The sequence below is a fragment of the Bacillus sp. LR_5 genome, assembly GCF_042709275.1.
Map to the genome: position 1 here is coordinate 1 of NZ_JAVAXX010000134.1, position 16,713 is coordinate 16,713.

At 42.8% G+C, this 16,713-nt stretch carries 16 protein-coding genes, 1 pseudogene and 1 riboswitch; of the genes and pseudogenes, 15 read left to right on the plus strand and 2 right to left on the minus strand.

The window, feature by feature from the left end; translation table 11 throughout:
• From RAC86_RS22360 to aroD, 8 genes and pseudogenes are all read left to right on the plus strand, one after another.
• Nucleotides 1-106 (plus strand): annotated as a pseudogene (locus tag RAC86_RS22360) (thiol-disulfide oxidoreductase ResA); the annotation flags it as partial.
• Nucleotides 103-1,731, plus strand: a complete 1,629-nt coding sequence (resB, locus tag RAC86_RS22365) for a cytochrome c biogenesis protein ResB (protein WP_015251793.1) — start codon at nt 103-105, stop codon at nt 1,729-1,731. The pseudogene RAC86_RS22360 and the gene resB, both read left to right, overlap by 4 nt.
• A 19-nt stretch (nt 1,732-1,750) precedes the next feature.
• Nucleotides 1,751-2,926, plus strand: a complete 1,176-nt coding sequence (resC, locus tag RAC86_RS22370) for a cytochrome c biogenesis protein ResC (protein WP_015714189.1) — start codon at nt 1,751-1,753, stop codon at nt 2,924-2,926.
• An 80-nt stretch (nt 2,927-3,006) separates the two neighbouring features.
• Complete coding sequence (gene resD / locus RAC86_RS22375) at nt 3,007-3,729, plus strand: DNA-binding response regulator ResD (protein ID WP_003246107.1); 723 nt, start codon at nt 3,007-3,009, stop codon at nt 3,727-3,729.
• Entirely contained in the window at nt 3,726-5,495 is a 1,770-nt protein-coding gene (gene resE / locus RAC86_RS22380) for a sensor histidine kinase ResE (RefSeq protein ID WP_029726754.1), read from the plus strand. Before resD ends, resE begins: the two co-directional genes overlap by 4 nt.
• 203 nt (nt 5,496-5,698) lie before the next feature.
• Nucleotides 5,699-6,283: an RNA polymerase sigma factor SigX gene (gene sigX / locus RAC86_RS22385; protein ID WP_003223881.1), complete on the plus strand. Its 585-nt coding sequence runs from the start codon at nt 5,699-5,701 to the stop codon at nt 6,281-6,283.
• A complete protein-coding gene (locus tag RAC86_RS22390) occupies nt 6,219-7,325 on the plus strand; it encodes an Ig-like domain-containing protein (RefSeq protein WP_041520988.1) in 1,107 nt (368 codons plus the stop codon). Before sigX ends, RAC86_RS22390 begins: the two co-directional genes overlap by 65 nt.
• Nucleotides 7,326-7,438: 113 nt before the next feature.
• Nucleotides 7,439-8,206 (plus strand): type I 3-dehydroquinate dehydratase, encoded by a 768-nt coding sequence (gene aroD, locus RAC86_RS22395; RefSeq protein ID WP_061187619.1) that lies wholly within the window; start codon nt 7,439-7,441, stop codon nt 8,204-8,206.
• A gap of 45 nt (nt 8,207-8,251) precedes the next feature.
• Here the strand turns inward: aroD and serA are convergent, their stop codons facing one another.
• Nucleotides 8,252-9,829 (minus strand): phosphoglycerate dehydrogenase, encoded by a 1,578-nt coding sequence (gene serA / locus RAC86_RS22400; protein ID WP_014114240.1) that lies wholly within the window; start codon nt 9,827-9,829, stop codon nt 8,252-8,254.
• Between the two features lie 206 nt (nt 9,830-10,035).
• Nucleotides 10,036-10,170: riboswitch (FMN riboswitch) on the plus strand.
• A gap of 152 nt (nt 10,171-10,322) precedes the next feature.
• On the opposite strand from serA, the gene fmnP reads away from it, so the two are divergent.
• Nucleotides 10,323-10,892 (plus strand): riboflavin transporter FmnP, encoded by a 570-nt coding sequence (gene fmnP, locus RAC86_RS22405; protein ID WP_014114238.1) that lies wholly within the window; start codon nt 10,323-10,325, stop codon nt 10,890-10,892.
• Between the two features lie 37 nt (nt 10,893-10,929).
• Here the strand turns inward: fmnP and RAC86_RS22410 are convergent, their stop codons facing one another.
• Nucleotides 10,930-11,178 (minus strand): ferredoxin, encoded by a 249-nt coding sequence (locus tag RAC86_RS22410; RefSeq protein WP_003225461.1) that lies wholly within the window; start codon nt 11,176-11,178, stop codon nt 10,930-10,932.
• 265 nt (nt 11,179-11,443) lie between these two features.
• On the opposite strand from RAC86_RS22410, the gene RAC86_RS22415 reads away from it, so the two are divergent.
• The 6 genes from RAC86_RS22415 (at nt 11,444) to RAC86_RS22440 (ending at nt 16,685) form a co-directional block, all read left to right on the plus strand.
• Complete coding sequence (locus RAC86_RS22415; protein ID WP_061187620.1) at nt 11,444-12,502, plus strand: YpbB family protein; 1,059 nt, start codon at nt 11,444-11,446, stop codon at nt 12,500-12,502.
• Nucleotides 12,495-13,985, plus strand: coding sequence for a RecQ family ATP-dependent DNA helicase (locus RAC86_RS22420; RefSeq protein WP_061187621.1), 1,491 nt, complete (start codon nt 12,495-12,497; stop codon nt 13,983-13,985). The genes RAC86_RS22415 and RAC86_RS22420 overlap by 8 nt, the downstream gene beginning before the upstream one ends.
• Nucleotides 13,986-14,011: 26 nt before the next feature.
• Nucleotides 14,012-14,614, plus strand: a complete 603-nt coding sequence (locus RAC86_RS22425; protein WP_014114235.1) for a CPBP family intramembrane glutamic endopeptidase — start codon at nt 14,012-14,014, stop codon at nt 14,612-14,614.
• Nucleotides 14,565-15,317: a LysM peptidoglycan-binding domain-containing protein gene (locus RAC86_RS22430; protein WP_072566494.1), complete on the plus strand. Its 753-nt coding sequence runs from the start codon at nt 14,565-14,567 to the stop codon at nt 15,315-15,317. Before RAC86_RS22425 ends, RAC86_RS22430 begins: the two co-directional genes overlap by 50 nt.
• A gap of 61 nt (nt 15,318-15,378) precedes the next feature.
• Nucleotides 15,379-15,822: a YpbF family protein gene (locus RAC86_RS22435; protein ID WP_061187623.1), complete on the plus strand. Its 444-nt coding sequence runs from the start codon at nt 15,379-15,381 to the stop codon at nt 15,820-15,822.
• An 83-nt stretch (nt 15,823-15,905) separates the two neighbouring features.
• Entirely contained in the window at nt 15,906-16,685 is a 780-nt protein-coding gene (locus RAC86_RS22440; RefSeq protein WP_072566493.1) for a metallophosphoesterase, read from the plus strand.
• Nucleotides 16,686-16,713 lie beyond the last annotated feature (28 nt).

Consider the following 16,713-nt stretch of genomic DNA (forward strand, 5'->3'; position numbering starts at 1 on the left):
GATCAATCCGGAAGGAAAAGTTGTCAAGGTGGTGACCGGCACTATGACAGAAAGCATGATACACGAATATATGAATCTCATAAAACCTGGAGAGACTTCGGGATGAAGCAAGTCAAATGTGAATGCGGACATATAAACCCGGTTGGAACCGTTTTATGCGAATCGTGCGGAAGAGCTCTTCAGGAAACTCAACCTCCGCTCGCTGATATGAGATATGACGGAAGCGCAAGACGTTCGCAAACCTATAACAAAACGATTATCGACAAAATTTGGAATTTCTTTTCCTCGGTTAAGGTGGGAATATGGCTTATCGTCATAACCCTTGCCGCATCAGCGTTCGGCACCATTTTTCCCCAGGAAGCCTATCTGCCTCCGGGCGCACAGGCTGATACTTATTACAAGGAGCAGTATGGCACGTTCGGCCAGCTTTATTATTTGCTCGGGTTTCATCATTTATATGGTTCTTGGTGGTATTTGCTGCTCATTGCCTCGATCGGCATTTCACTCGTGATTTGCAGCCTTGATCGGGTCATTCCGTTGTATAGAGCGTTAAAAAACCAAGGTGTCAGAAGGAGCCCGGCCTTTTTAAGAAGGCAGCGCTTGTTCAGTGAAACAGTTACTGTACTGAACGGGGAATCGAAAGAAAAGATAGTTTCTCTATTAAAGAAAAAACATTATAGAATCAGAGAAAAAGAGGGCAGCATTCTTGCTGAAAAAGGACGCTTTTCCCGCTGGGGCCCGTATGTCAACCATATTGGATTGATCATCTTTCTGATTGGTGCGATGCTGAGATTTGTGCCTGGCATGTACGTCGATGAGACGCTTTGGGTCAGAGAAGGCGAAACCGCAGCAATTCCGGGTACAGACGGAAAATATTATTTGAAAAACAATCAATTCAGCGTAGAGACCTATAACAGCAAAACGGAAAAAAAGGTATTTGCAGATGCCATTGACAGAGTCGGGGACGGTAGAGTGGCAAAGAACTTTCAAACCGATGCCGTACTCTACAAGAGAGAAGGGAAAATTGTTTATGGCGAGAAGCCGAAGCTGAAAAAAGTAACAGAAGAAGACATCCGTGTCAATCAGCCGCTGCGTTTTGATTCTTTTTCCGTTTACCAGGTGGATTACAAAGAGAATCAGCTTGACCAAATGGTGTTCCAGCTGATTGATAAAAAAACAAAAAAATCCTTTGGGAGCCTGAAGATCAACCTTCTGGATCCAGATTCAGTCTATGATCTTGGCAACGGTTACAAGGTGGAAATCGCCAGCTACCTGCCTGACTTCTATTTTAATCAGGACGGAGAGCCGAGCACAAAAACAAAGATCCCTAACAATCCGGCTTTTGTCTTTAATATCATAACGCCGGACAAACCGAAAGGCGAAAAGAGCTTTGTCGCCATCCAAGAAACCATCGAAGGATCAGGCAATAATAAATACAAGCTGAAATTTGACCATGTCGAAACGAAAAACATTACTGGACTTACAGTCAGAAAGGATCTGACACTCTGGGTGCTTGCTGTCGGCGGAGCCATTTTTATGATCGGTGTTATTCAAGGTATGTACTGGCAGCATCGAAGAATTTGGCTGCACTCACAGGACGGTGCAGTTATGGTAGCGGGGCATACCAATAAAAACTGGTTTGGCCTGAAGAAGGATTTAGCATTTATATTGGCTGATTCCGGACTGACTGAACCGGTGGACCAAAAAGAATTAATCAAAACACAGAAATAGGCGAAAAGGGAGTGATGTCATGGCAGAGCTGAGCGGAAATTTTCTTTATGCGGCCTTTCTTGTGTATTTAATCGCTGTCCCAATCTTCGGCGGGGCCATACGCGGGAATAAAGATAAAAAGGGCAGGCCAAACCGATGGGCCAACATTGGAATCACCCTTTCTATTGTTGGTTTTTTCTGCCACCTTGGATATTTCATCACAAGGTGGGCTGCCAGCGGCCATGCGCCTGTCAGCAATATGTTTGAATTCACCACCGCTTTTGGCATGATGCTTGTTTTGGCGTTTATCATTCTTTATTTTCTCTATAGATTGCCTTCATTAGGTCTGTTTACGCTGTCAATTGCTTTATTGCTGATTGCCTACGCCAGCATGTTTCCAACAGATATCTCGCCTTTAATTCCTTCGCTCCAAAGCAACTGGCTGTATATTCATGTAACAACGGCCGCGCTTGGGCAAGCTATACTTGCCATCAGCTTTGTCGCTGGTGTCATCTTTCTTTTGAAGCATGTAGACCAGACAAAGCCAAGCAAAAAGACCTTCTGGCTTGAAGCGATTATGTTTATCCTGGTCACAACCGTCGCCTTTATTGCAATCACATCAGCATTTCGTCTTGCAGGCTATGAAGCGGAGTTTAACTGGGTGGACAAAAATAAAGAAAAAAGCGTGATGGTGTACGAAATGCCCGCGCTTGTCGGTCCGCATCAGGGAGAGCTTTTGACCGAAGGAAGAATGGAACCGCTTGTTGATCTTCCCGCGCTTTTCTCAGGCAGAAAAGTGAACACTGTCATTTGGTCATTTGGAGCAGGTCTTGTGTTGTATGGGGCTCTCCGTCTGATCATCAGAAAAAGAATCAGCGCTCTATTACATCCGCTGGTGAAAAACGTCAATCTTGATCTGGTGGATGAGGTTGGGTACAGGGCCGTATCAATCGGATTTCCGATCTTTACACTCGGCGCGCTGATCTTTGCAATGATTTGGGCTCAGCTCGCGTGGACCAGATTTTGGGGCTGGGACCCTAAGGAAGTATGGGCGCTGATCACATTTTTGTTCTATGCCGCTTACTTGCATTTAAGACTGTCAAGAGGCTGGCACGGTGAGAAGTCAGCATGGCTGGCCGTAATCGGTTTTGCTATTATTATGTTTAATTTAATATTCGTAAATCTTGTGCTTGCCGGACTTCATTCTTATGCATAGTCCTTTGAAAGCGACACAGTTCTCAAACTTTCTCACGATTTGATAAAATGAAAGTAACAGAAGGAAAGCAGGGGGAAAACATGGACCAAACGAACGAAACAAAAATATTAGTAGTTGATGACGAAGCCAGAATTCGCCGCCTTTTAAGAATGTATCTTGAACGTGAAAATTATGCTATAGATGAAGCGGAAAATGGTGATGAGGCCATTGCCAAAGGGCTTGAAGCCAATTATGACTTAATTTTGCTTGATCTGATGATGCCGGGGACTGATGGAATTGAAGTGTGCCGGCAAATTCGTGAAAAAAAAGCGACACCCATTATTATGCTGACCGCAAAAGGAGAAGAAGCAAACCGGGTGCAGGGGTTTGAAGCGGGAACAGATGATTATATTGTTAAGCCGTTCAGCCCGAGAGAAGTCGTGCTGCGTGTAAAGGCCCTTTTGAGAAGAGCATCCCAAACCTCTTATTTCAATGCCAATACACCGACGAAAAATGTGCTCGTGTTTTCACATCTGTCCATAGACCATGACGCTCACCGCGTAACAGCTGATGGTACAGAAGTGAGCCTGACGCCAAAAGAGTATGAGCTTCTATATTTCTTAGCGAAAACGCCTGACAAGGTGTATGATCGGGAAAAGCTTCTGAAAGAAGTGTGGCAATATGAGTTTTTTGGTGATTTACGGACAGTGGACACTCACGTCAAACGCTTGAGAGAGAAGCTGAACAAGGTTTCTCCGGAGGCTGCGAAAAAAATTGTCACCGTATGGGGTGTAGGTTATAAATTTGAGGTCGGCGCTGAATGAAATTTTGGAAAAGCGTAGTAGGCAAGCTGTGGTTTACGATCCTTTCACTCGTCTTGATCGTATTGTTCATTTTAACGGTTCTTTTGCTGGAGTTTATTGAAAACTACCATGTGGAAGAAGCCGAGAATGATTTAACACAGCTTGCGAATAAAGTTGCTGTCATCCTAGAAAATCACGAGGACCAGGCACTGGCAAGGTCAATCACTTGGGAGCTCGCTGATAACTTAACAAGCATTGCCATCATCCAGGATGAGAAGAACCACTGGTATTCTCCGAATGATAAAAATCGCCTGTCGTCTATTACGGTTGAGCAAATACAGCATGACAAAGACTTAAATAAAGCTCTCAAAGACCATAAAAAAGTAAGCAAACGGACGGGACTGAGCGATACAGACACGGATAATGAACGCCTGATTGTAGGTGTCCCGTATGAAAAAGACGGAAAGAAAGGCATGGTCTTTTTATCCCAGTCTTTGCTTGCCGTTAAAGATACAACAAAACATACGACCCGCTATATTTTTCTTGCCGCTGGAATTGCGATTGTGCTGACCACATTTTTCGCATTCTTTTTATCAAGCAGGGTCACGTACCCTCTCCGAAAAATGAGAGAAGGCGCGCAGGATTTGGCGAAGGGCAAGTTCGATACAAAAATCCCGATTTTAACTCAGGATGAAATCGGTGAACTGGCGACCGCTTTTAATCAAATGGGCCGGCAGCTTAACTTTCATATCAATGCGCTCAATCAAGAAAAAGAGCAGCTTTCTAACATTTTGAGCAGTATGGCTGACGGGGTTATTACCATTAATATTGACGGTACGATTCTTGTGACCAACCCGCCGGCTGAACGTTTTCTTCAGGCTTGGTATTATGAACAGAACATGAATATCAAAGAAGGCGACAACCTTCCGCCTGAAGCAAAAGAGCTGTTTCAAAACGCTGTCAGCACTGAAAAAGAACAAATGATTGAGATGACGCTGCAAGGCAGATCATGGGTGCTTTTGATGTCGCCGCTTTATGCGGAATCGCACGTAAGAGGAGCGGTTGCCGTACTGCGTGACATGACAGAAGAACGCCGCCTTGATAAGCTGCGGGAGGACTTTATCGCAAATGTCAGTCATGAGCTGAGAACACCGATCTCCATGCTTCAGGGATACAGTGAAGCAATTGTTGATGACATTGCAAGCTCTGAAGAAGACCGGAAAGAAATTGCCCAAATCATTTATGACGAATCACTCCGAATGGGCCGTTTAGTTAATGATTTGCTTGATTTAGCCCGAATGGAATCAGGCCATACAGGCTTACATTATGAAAAAATCAATGTGAATGAGTTTTTAGAAAAGATCATCCGGAAGTTTTCCGGTGTTGCGAAAGAAAAAAATATTGCTTTAGATCATGACATTTCTCTCACAGAAGAGGAATTTATGTTTGATGAAGACAAGATGGAGCAGGTATTTACCAATTTGATTGATAACGCGCTGCGGCATACTTCAGCCGGCGGCAGTGTCTCCATTTCAGTCCATTCTGTGAAGGATGGATTGAAAATTGATATCAAAGACTCCGGGTCCGGCATACCGGAAGAAGATCTGCCATTTATCTTTGAGCGGTTTTATAAGGCAGATAAAGCGCGGACAAGGGGCAGAGCAGGAACCGGGTTAGGGCTGGCTATCGTTAAAAATATCGTGGAAGCCCACAACGGATCAATCACTGTGCACAGCCGAATAGATAAAGGAACAACATTTACTTTTTATATTCCGACAAAACGGTAAAATCGAGTCTGAATTTGCCGAAGAATCTTGTTCCATAAGAAACACCCGCTGACTGAGCGGGTGTTTTTTTAATAGCCAACATTAATAAAATTTAAGGATATGTTAATATAAATTCCCTTCCAAATTCCAGTTACTCGTAATATAGTTGTAATGTAACTTTTCAAGCTATTAATACGACAAAAAAGTGAACGGAGGGGTTTCAAATGGAAGAAACCTTTCAATTGTTATATGACACATATCATCAAGATTTGTACCAATTTTTATTTTATATGGTAAAGGATAAAAGCCAGGCAGAAGATCTTCTTCAGGAGGTTTATATCCGGGTATTAAATTCTTATCATACGTTTGAAGGAAGAAGCAGTGAAAAAACATGGCTTTTGTCGATCGCGCGCCATGTTGCGATAGACTGGTTCCGTAAACAGCAGACGATCAGACAGCGTATACTCGGCACATTTGATTGGGATACACAAGATGTCAGAGATCAGCAATTGCTTCCGGACGAACTTGCGGTTCAACATGAAAATGTTCGGGAAATTTATGCTGCGCTTGATCAATGCACGATCGATCAAAGAGCTGTGATTATCTTGCGGTTTATTCAGGGATATTCAATTCAGGAAACAGCCAATGCTCTGCGCTTCTCGGAAAGCAAAGTCAAAACGACCCAACACAGAGGGCTCAAAGTACTTCGGAAACATATGGAGCTTTTGAGGGAGGAGCTAATGGATGATGAAGTCAGAATGGAACGAAGAACAGATAAAGGAGTTGTTAAGTCAACTTCCGGCAGTTAAAGACCATCGTTCGCCTCAGGATATTTACAAGCGGCTGACGATGGCAAAAAGCAAAAAAAAGCCCGCTGTTAGGTGGATTGGCCCCGCGTGTGCCGCTGCAATTGCGGTTTTTATCGCCTTCATTATTTCTCCTCATTTCTTTGACCAGGCACAGCCTCAACAAAAAGAAGCGTCCCAAGAGAACGCTGTAACGAAAACTGAGACAGCAGACAGCCCAAAAGCTGCTTCATCCCTGGATCAGACTTCATTTGTTGTTCCTGAAAAGGAACAGAACAATTACATCACTGTAGCGATTGCTGATGCCGAAACATCTGCAATTATACCCATCAGCATCAAAAAAACAAACGCAGACCAAACGATACAGGATATGCTGTTTGAAAGTGGTGAACTGGGTATCCTTGATCATGCCATTACGATCCCCTCCTTCATAGATGAAGTGGAGGTAAAGGAAAATCAAAGGCAAAAGGAATTAAGTATACGAGTCCATCAGCCCATTGAGGCTTTTTCAGTAAAAGATGATACACTGTTAAAAAAAATGTTGAAAGAATCCTTAAAATGGAGCCCTTATGAAAAAGTCAAATTTTTATCGGATCAAAATGAGGGCGGTGCAATCATTGGCTCATATGGAACTTACACGGAAATCCGTATTCCAAAACAGTCGAAAAGAGCCTATTACTTGTACCAAAATAAACAAGGACAAGACTTTCTCGTTCCGTCAGACAAAACATTTGATACAGTAAAAGAAGCGATTAAGGATATGGAATCGAGCAGCCAAAAGGAGACAACACCTCTAATTCAAGCGGGTGCAGTCCAATCTGTAACGAAGAAACAGAAACACTTATATATCCGTTTCTCAAAAGACTCAGAAGTTGACGATTCTATTGCCGGTATCTTAATGCTTGAGGGACTTCTTTTAACAGCTAAAGAGTTTGGCTTTACAGAAGTGACTTTTACGGAAACCAGAACTAGAAAAATCGGCAGATATGACGTATCAGATGCAATTTCGGTACCAGCTGCTCCAAATCCGATTTCCTTAAACTAAAAAAGGGCCTTTTCAGGCTCTTTTTTAGTTGTTATTCATATAATAGAAATTTTCAAAAAAATAGTTGTGCGTGTATAATAAAACAAGGTAACGATTGAAAGGATTTGAGACAAGTGAACGTGTTAACAATCAAAGGAGTTTCCATCGGAGAAGGGATGCCGAAAATCATCGTTCCGCTGATGGGAAAAACGGAAAAACAAATTTTGAATGAAGCAGAAGCTGTAAAATTACTCAATCCGGACATTGTAGAGTGGCGAGTCGACGTATTTGAAAAAGCAAATGACAGAGAAGCCGTCACAAAGATGATTTCTAAGCTTCGGGTGTCTTTAGCGGACAAGCTGTTTCTATTCACATTCAGAACTCATAAAGAGGGCGGGAGCATGGAAATGGATGAAAGCTCATACATTGCTTTGCTGGAAGCGGCAGTCCAAACAAAAGACATCGATCTTATTGACATTGAATTATTTTCAGGAGATGAAAATGTCAAAGCGTTAGTATCACTGGCGGAAGAAAACAATGTCTATGTGGTGATATCAAATCATGATTTTGAGAAAACGCCTGCGAAAGATGAGATTCTTTCAAGACTTCGGAAAATGCAGGATTTAGGGGCGCATATTCCAAAAATGGCTGTCATGCCGAATGATACAGGAGATCTCTTAACGCTGCTTGATGCGACGTATACAATGAAAACAGTATATGCAGACCGTCCGATTATTACAATGTCAATGGCTGAAACAGGGCTGATCAGCAGGCTGAGCGGTGAGGTTTTTGGATCAGCTTGCACTTTTGGCGCGGGAGAAGAGGCATCGGCACCTGGTCAAATACCTGTTTCTGAGCTGAGGAATGTCTTAGAGATTTTGCATAAAAACACACGAAAATAGAACAATAAAAAAACTCAAGCTTATAAAGCTTGAGTTTTTTTGGGATTATGGAAGATCAATGAGCTTCACAGACACAATATCAGGAACATCTGTTAGTTCTTTCACAATTTTATCTTCAAGATGTCTGTCAAAGGAAAGCATCATGATGGCTTCTCCGCCTTTTTCTTTACGGCCAACCTGCATGGTTGCAATGTTAATATCGTTATCTCCGAGAATACGTCCTACTCGGCCGATGACACCTGTTGTATCCTGATGCTGGATATATACAAGGTGACCCGTCGGATAAAAATCGATATTAAATCCGTTGATCTCGACAATACGTTCTCCGAAATGAGGAATATACGTAGCTGTTACAGTAAAGGTGCTGCGGTCTCCTGTCACTTTTACGCTGATGCAGTTATCGTATCCAGATTCAGAAGAGGAAATTTTTTCACTGAAGCTGATGCCGCGTTCTTTTGCGACACCCCCGGCATTGACTTCGTTAACAGTTGAGTCCACGCGCGGTTTTAAAAAGCCTGACAGAAGACTTTTTGTAATGAACGATGTTTCAAGTTTGGCAATTGTGCCTTCGTATTGAATGGCAACATCCTGTACCGGCTCTTTCATGCATTGGGATACTAGGCTGCCAATTTTTCCTGCGATTTGATGGTAAGGCTTAATTTTAGCGAATTCATCTTTTGTCATGGCAGGCAGGTTGATAGCTGACATTACAGGTAGACCTTTTGCGAACTGTAGAACTTCTTCTGATACTTGAGCCGCGACATTCAGCTGAGCTTCTTTCGTCGATGCTCCCAAGTGAGGAGTCGCAATGACTAATGGATGATCAACTAGTTTATTGTCTACTGGCGGTTCAACTTCAAAAACGTCAAGCGCTGCACCGGCAACATGTCCGCTTTCCAAAGCTTCGAGAAGCGCTGCTTCATCGATAATACCGCCTCGCGCACAGTTAATTAAGCGAACACCTTTTTTCGTTTTTGCAATCGTTTCTTTGTTCAATAAGCCTTTTGTTTCTTTTGTTAAAGGCGTGTGAACGGTAATAATATCCGCGCTTTCAAGCACTTCTTCAAATGAACGGCTGTTTACGCCGATTTTTTTCGCTCTTTCTTCAGTTAGGAAAGGATCAAAAACGTGAACGGTCATACCGAACGCTCTCGCACGCTGTGCAATTTCGCTTCCGATTCGGCCTAATCCGACAATCCCAAGCGTTTTTCCATAAAGCTCTGAACCGACGTAAGCTGTGCGGTTCCACTCTCTGGATTTTACTGAAATATTAGCCTGAGGAATGTGTCTCATTAAAGAAGAGATCATCGCAAATGTATGCTCAGCTGTCGAAATGGTGTTGCCGTTTGGAGCGTTAATCACAATTACTCCGTGTTTAGTCGCCTCGTCAATATCGATATTATCTACACCGACACCGGCTCTTCCGACAATTTTTAAAGAAGTCATTTTTTTGAAAAGGTCTTCTGTTACTTTTGTCGCACTTCGCACCAAAAGAGCATCAAAAGTATGTAATTCATCTTCTGCATCTGCTGCGTTTTTTTGAACAATTTCAATAAAGTCTGATTCAATAAGTGGCTGTAAGCCGTCGTTGCTCATTTTGTCTGAGACCAATACTCGAAACATCGTTAGATTTCCTCCTAAATTGACAAACTAAATATCTGATAATTTAACATATTCTCAATAGAGTGTCAACGTGTATTGACGCAGTAAAGGATAAAAGGAAAGCTTAAAAATCAATGTTTTTATAGCTTTCAGGTATTATATATAATTTGAAGCAATTCTCTATACAGCCAACCAGTTATCGTTTATAATGGAACTAAATTCATATGATCAATCTTCGGGGCAGGGTGAAATTCCCTACCGGCGGTGATGAGCCAATGGCTCTAAGCCCGCGAGCTGTTTTTACAGCAGGATTCGGTGAGATTCCGGAGCCGACAGTACAGTCTGGATGGGAGAAGATGGAGGTTCATAAGCGTTTTGAAATTGGATTTTAAAACGTTTCTTTGCCTAGCCTAATTTTCGAAACCCCGCTTTTATACATGAAGCGGTTTTTTTATTGGCTGGAAAAGAACCTTTCCGTTTTCGAGTAAGATGTGATCGAAAAGGAGAGAGTGAAGTGAAAGTAAAAAAATTAGTTGTGATCAGTATGCTGAGCAGCATTGCATTTGTTTTGATGCTGTTGAATTTCCCGTTTCCGGGTCTTCCGGATTATTTAAAAATTGATTTTAGCGACGTGCCCGCTATTATTGCCATTCTGATTTACGGACCTTTGGCGGGTATTGCCGTAGAAGCGATAAAAAACGTTCTTCAATATATCATTCAGGGTAGCATGGCCGGAGTTCCTGTAGGGCAAATTGCGAATTTTATCGCAGGAACACTCTTTATATTGCCGACTGCTTTCTTATTTAAGAAACTGAACTCAGCAAAGGGCTTGGCTGTCAGCCTGCTTCTAGGCACAGCAGCAATGACCATTTTGATGAGTATTTTAAATTATGTTCTGATTCTCCCGGCATACACGTGGTTTTTACATTCGCCGGCATTATCTGACAGCGCGCTGAAAACAGCGGTCGTCGCTGGTATCCTACCTTTTAACATTATAAAAGGCATTGTGATTACGATTGTATTCTCACTTATCTTCATCAAGCTTAAGCCATGGATTGAACAGCAGCGCGCACATATCCATTAAATAAAAAAGCTCCCGCAGGGAGCTTTTTTTGTTTCTTCTATTCAAATTTAAGCGGGTCGCCTTCAAATGGCTCATCCGCCACTTTGATGGAATCAGTAGGACATCCTTCAAATGCATCAATCATATCTTCTTCCAGTACCTCAGGAACTTCGACAACGCCTTTGTTTTCATCAAGCGTTACGAACGCGATGCCTTCATCATCGTAATCGTAAATGTCTGGTGCAGCAGCTCCGCAAGCGCCGCATGCAATGCATGTATCTTTGTCTACGATTGTGTACTTTGCCATGAATAAAACCTCCCAGATTGTTCTTGGTGGAACAAATGGATCAATCTTTATATTTAATCAATTTAACACCTATTCCTCTTACTTATTGTAATGATGTTGCTGCCACATTTCAACAGAAAAATGATTGAGAATGCTTATCACATAAGGGGTTATCTACATAACATCCCCCTTAATGATGACTTTAAACGTCGATTTCTGTTTAAAATCTGTTAAAATAAAGAGAGCAAATCAACGATTTTTGTCAGGAAGAATGTGGGTGGATAGGTTGTCATTAAATTACTTCGATATTATGGTTCTCGATTGCCTTTTTAAAATAAACGGAGAACGGTCGGGAAGCGCTGTTTTTCACCTATTCAAAGGCAAAAGATCGTCACAAACCATTCAAGATGCCGGCTTATTTCAGACTGCAAAATACTTTGGAATGGCGGCGCAATGTTCGAGAAGCGATATTTCAGCGTCGCTCACCAAGCTTGAACAGCATTCATATCTCGAACCTATGTCTGAAACAGATACATACAAAGTGACAGCCAGCGGCGCAGCAGGATTAAGGCACGCCCTTAGTGAGCGGCCTTGGCCAGTTCATTGCCACGGCGCTTATTATCAGCAGGCTGCCGGCGTGCTTTGGAAGAGGCTTTCGCTGCTTGTGCAGGTCTTATCTCATAAACTGCAAGGGAGCAGGCAGTATATCCCTGTCACAAAGGATTATAAGACACTTCACTGGGTAAAGAGATACCTGTCCCGGCATACGGATCATATAGAGATGGCAAGCAGTCTTTTTGCCATGCTGGAGGCGCATTTGCATGAGGTTGATGACAAAGCAGCGCAAATTTTTGTCTACTCCTTAACCTCACACGATAGGATCGGTTATACGAGCAGGCAGCTTGCTGACACGCTGAAAGAAGATGAATGGTATGTTTATATCATGTTTTGGGCTTCGGTACATTATTTTATTCATTCTCTTCCGGAGTGTGAAGATACTTTGTTAAAGGATCTCCTTTCTGATGTGCGTTTAGATAATGCTCTGACAGAGTCAACCAGAAAAACATGGCAGATGATCAAACAAGGGGTTCCGATACATCGTATTGCTGAAATCAGAAAGCTGAAAACAGCGACGATCGAAGACCATATTGTCGAGATTTCTCTTCACGAGCCTGCGTTTGTGATTGATGACTATGTATCAGCGGAAGACCAGCTCCAAATTGCAGAGTTTGCCAAACGGATGCGGACGAACAAAATCAAACAAATTCGAGACGGGCTGGAGCAGCGGTTCAGCTACTTTCAAATCAGACTGGCATTGACAAAGCAGGTGCAGCAATATGACTAAATTACAGCAAACGTTACATCAGTTTTTTGGTTTTACTTCCTTTAAAAAAGGGCAGGAGGACATTATTAGAAGCATACTTAGCGGGAAGGATACCATTGCGATGCTTCCGACCGGGGGAGGAAAATCGCTTTGCTACCAGCTGCCTGGCTACATGCTTGACGGTATGGTATTAATTGTTTCTCCATTGCTTTCTTTAATGGAGGATCAGGTACAACAGCTGAAAGCACGGGGTGAAAAACGTGCGGCCGCTTTGAATAGCATGCTTAGCAGGCAGGAAAGACAATTCGTTTTGGAACATATTCATCGTTATAAATTTTTGTACTTGTCTCCTGAGGCTTTACAGTCGCCATATGTATTGGAAAAATTGAAAAACGTCCCGATCAGCCTATTCGTTATTGATGAAGCACATTGCATATCTGAATGGGGGCATGACTTTAGGCCTGACTATTCAAAGCTCGGACAGCTGAGAAAAAAACTTGGGCATCCTCCGGTTCTGGCATTGACTGCTACGGCTACAAAGGATACGCTGCAAGATGTCACGAACCTGCTGGAGCTGCAGCATGCCGAACGGTATCTCAACTCAGTCAACCGCCCAAACATCGCCCTTCGGGTTGAAAATGCGGCGGATACTGCCGAAAAAATAGATAGGGTCATTCAGCTGGTTGAAAACCTGCAAGGACCGGGAATTGTTTATTGTCCGACACGGAAATGGGCTGAAGAATTAGCGGGTGAAATTAAGAGCAAGACGAGCAGCAGAGCCGACTTTTACCATGGCGGTATGGAGTCTGGCGACAGGATTTTAATACAGCAGCAGTTTATCCATAATCAGCTTGATGTGATATGTTGTACGAATGCGTTTGGAATGGGTGTCGATAAACCTGATATCAGATATGTGATTCATTTCCACATCCCGCAGACGGCTGAAGCTTTTATGCAGGAGATCGGCAGAGCGGGACGCGACGGAAAACCGAGTGTCAGCATTTTGCTGCGGGCACCAGGTGATTTTGAATTACAGGAGCAGATTATCCAAATGGAGAGTGTCACAGTGGCAGAAATCGCCGATGTGATCCGTGTGCTTGAAAAGACGGATGAGCAGGATGAGAGAAGGTTGCGTGACGTATTAATGCAGTATGGTGTCGGAGAGACACAAGCACGTATGATGATACATCTGTTTATGCAGGGGAAAACATCAATTGAACTGATGAAACAGGAAATTTCATATCGCATGGAGCTGAAGCTGGAAAAAATGCGCCGCGTATCTTTTCTGCTTCAGCATGACGGCTGTTTAAGGCAATCACTGTTAACCTATTTTGATGAATCATACGAGCCTGATGACGGAAATCTTCCGTGCTGTTCACATTGCGGTTTTGATCTATCCCTGTATGAACAAAAAGGAGAACGGAGTAAAATGGCGCCATTAGTCAGCTGGAGTTCGGAATTGCACCGGATATTCAGCTTGCAGACTGTAGGTGAGCTAAACTGAAACAGCAAAAGGATTTCATTCAGCATATGTCTGATCGTGATATGCTCAAGCAGTTATATTTGACGCAGCTTTTGATCATCATCGCAGCAGCCTTAGCGGGATTGTTCTTTTTTGAGGATGTAAGAGACGTACTAAAACTCTGGGATATTCACGATCTGCGAATCATATGGTATGGTGTTTCTATTTCGGTTATTGTTATTTTAGCCGATATGGCAGTGATGAAATGGTGTCCGCCTCATTTATATAATGACGGCGGAATCAATAAAAAAATATTCAGTAAGAGGTCAATCCCTCATATTATATTTTTAACGCTTCTGATTGCTTTTGCGGAAGAAATGTTATTCAGAGGAGTGCTGCAGACTCATATCGGTCTATGGGCGGCCAGCCTTATATTTGCCGTTCTGCACTTTCGGTATTTGTCAAAATGGCTGTTATTTATCATGGTGACAGCAATCAGCTTTTTGCTCGGTCTGATGTATGAATGGACCGGTAACTTATTTGTTCCGGTGACGGCGCATTTTATCATTGATGCCGTGTTTGCCTGTCAGATTCGTTTTGAACATGTGAGGAGGGATAAACATGACGAACATGTCGAGAGTAGAGAGAAGAAAAGCCCAGAATCTTTATGAAGATCAAAACGCCGCATTGGCGGACGATTATGTCGATGATGATGGAGAAAGCCTTCCGACAAGACAATCTGTAAAAAATCAAAGAGAACAGAAAAAAAAGCAAGGCAAAACAAAAACGCCATTATTCACTGTACTCGCTGTATTATTTGTATTTGTGCCGGTTATCGTGTTAGTCAGCTTATTTTATCTAAAAAACCATCCGGATAATCATGACGATTATGAAGATGTTTTTATCGACAGCAGCCAAAGCAAATATGAGGTTGTGCCGAAACCAGAGGATAAAAATGACACCGCAGACACCAAAGAGACCAAAGAAACTAAAGAGACCGCACTGCAGCAAGAGTCAAAAAAAAAGTCTGAGGATACAAAGGCAAAAGACCCTGCAAAAACAACAACTGATAAGAAACAGCCTGCTGTAGCGGAAAAAGAAGTCTCAGCAAATAAGGAGGAAGCAACCGCCGCGGCTGCTTCCTCTTCTCAACAAGAAGCGGCACCGCAAGAGCAGCAGCCGGCTGAACCAGTTCAATCTGAGCCAAAACGCGTTGTCAAGCACACCGTCCAAAAGAAAGAAACGCTGTACCGGATTTCTATGAAGTATTATAAAAGCAGGTCGGGAGAAGAAAAAATTCGTGCGTATAATCATCTGAATGGAAATGATGTTTACACCGGACAAGTTTTGGACATCCCCTTAATGGATGAATAGGGCATTTTTTTATTTTACGCTCATATATTGTAGAAATGAAAATGGACAAGGTGTGAAGCGTATGAAAACCTTATGGAATCAGATGGATCAGTTTACAGACGCGCCGACCAAACAGATGCTCCAAGCGCTGGTGAAACGAAAACAAAAATTTGAAAATTATGCAACGCAATGCCGCAGATGGCGATGGACTTCACTCATTTGCTTAGGCCTATTATGTATTATGATCATGATCAAGAGCCCGGCGCCACAGCTTGTTCTTCAAGAAATGCTTAGCCATACCTTTTATTTATTTTGGATGATGGCAACCGCTTTTGCATACTGCACTTCATATTATTTTAAGAAAAAGGAAGAAAAAGCTGAGGGCGATTTTCATAAACTGAGATGCGAAATTATTCAGAAAAGCACTGATCTTTGGCCGCAGCCGGATAAATGGAAGGCGAGAGAATCTGTTTTTCAAATGATGAAGCACCAATATGACATTAATCTATATTTTGAAAGTAAATAAAATCGGGCGTTTTCTCAAACGATAGAAACGTCTTTTTTTATTGTCCGTCTTATTGATAAGTTCTAAAAGAATGGAGAGTTTTTATGAAGCTATCAGTGAAAATTGCCGGTGTGCTAACTGTGGCGGCAGCGGCAATGACGGCAAAGATGTACTCAACAGCAAAAGGCAACCATTTGAAAACACATACGTTTCCTTTATCAAAAATGAAGGGTAAGCCGCCTCTTACAATCTTTTTTATTTCGGACATTCACAAACGTCTCATCGATGAAGATCTTTTAGAAAAAGCGCGAAGCCATGCCCCTCAGCTGGTTATCATCGGCGGTGATTTAGCCGAGGGCGGTGTGCCCAGTACGAGAATCGAGGAAAACATCAAAAGGCTCACGGCTTTCGGGGTCCCTGTCGTGTTTGTGTGGGGGAATAATGATTATGAAGTCAGGCAGCATAAGCTGTATTCCATATTCAAAGCGCACGGTGTCATCACTCTGAGGAATGAGTCTATCCCGTTTTCGTACAACGGCCATACGATTGCGATTGCCGGAGTTGATGATATCAGGATGGAGATGGATCATTATGAGGAAGCCATTAAAGAACTCGACAAAAGCCAGCTGAATATTCTGATATGCCATAACCCGGAGATTCATGAACAAATCAATGAAGCTGACGGTATTGATGCGATATTCAGCGGACATACCCACGGCGGTCAGATTAGGTTTGGAAAATTCGGCCCGTATGAACTCGGGAAAACAGGCATTGTGAAAAATGCAGCGTATCTCATTAGCAACGGATACGGCACAACAAAAGTGCCTCTTCGTTTAGGTGCTGAGCCGGAAACGCATATTGTGACGCTTTGTGCGCCGGAATAACTTCTCAAAAGCAAAAAATCCATAAGGT

Excerpts from the sequence above, each read along its gene's own strand:
- serA (WP_014114240.1), bottom strand. The coding sequence starts at position 9,829 with ATGTTTCGAGTATTGGTCTCAGACAAAATGAGCAACGACGGCTTACAG.
- RAC86_RS22425 (WP_014114235.1), top strand. The coding sequence starts at position 14,012 with ATGTCTGATCGTGATATGCTCAAGCAGTTATATTTGACGCAGCTTTTG.
- RAC86_RS22420 (WP_061187621.1), top strand. The coding sequence starts at position 12,495 with ATGACTAAATTACAGCAAACGTTACATCAGTTTTTTGGTTTTACTTCC.
- RAC86_RS22430 (WP_072566494.1), top strand. The coding sequence starts at position 14,565 with ATGACGAACATGTCGAGAGTAGAGAGAAGAAAAGCCCAGAATCTTTAT.
- RAC86_RS22440 (WP_072566493.1), top strand. The coding sequence starts at position 15,906 with ATGAAGCTATCAGTGAAAATTGCCGGTGTGCTAACTGTGGCGGCAGCG.
- resE (WP_029726754.1), top strand. The coding sequence starts at position 3,726 with ATGAAATTTTGGAAAAGCGTAGTAGGCAAGCTGTGGTTTACGATCCTT.
- RAC86_RS22390 (WP_041520988.1), top strand. The coding sequence starts at position 6,219 with ATGATGAAGTCAGAATGGAACGAAGAACAGATAAAGGAGTTGTTAAGT.
- resC (WP_015714189.1), top strand. The coding sequence starts at position 1,751 with ATGGCAGAGCTGAGCGGAAATTTTCTTTATGCGGCCTTTCTTGTGTAT.
- resD (WP_003246107.1), top strand. The coding sequence starts at position 3,007 with ATGGACCAAACGAACGAAACAAAAATATTAGTAGTTGATGACGAAGCC.
- RAC86_RS22410 (WP_003225461.1), bottom strand. The coding sequence starts at position 11,178 with ATGGCAAAGTACACAATCGTAGACAAAGATACATGCATTGCATGCGGC.
- resB (WP_015251793.1), top strand. The coding sequence starts at position 103 with ATGAAGCAAGTCAAATGTGAATGCGGACATATAAACCCGGTTGGAACC.
- sigX (WP_003223881.1), top strand. The coding sequence starts at position 5,699 with ATGGAAGAAACCTTTCAATTGTTATATGACACATATCATCAAGATTTG.
- RAC86_RS22435 (WP_061187623.1), top strand. The coding sequence starts at position 15,379 with ATGAAAACCTTATGGAATCAGATGGATCAGTTTACAGACGCGCCGACC.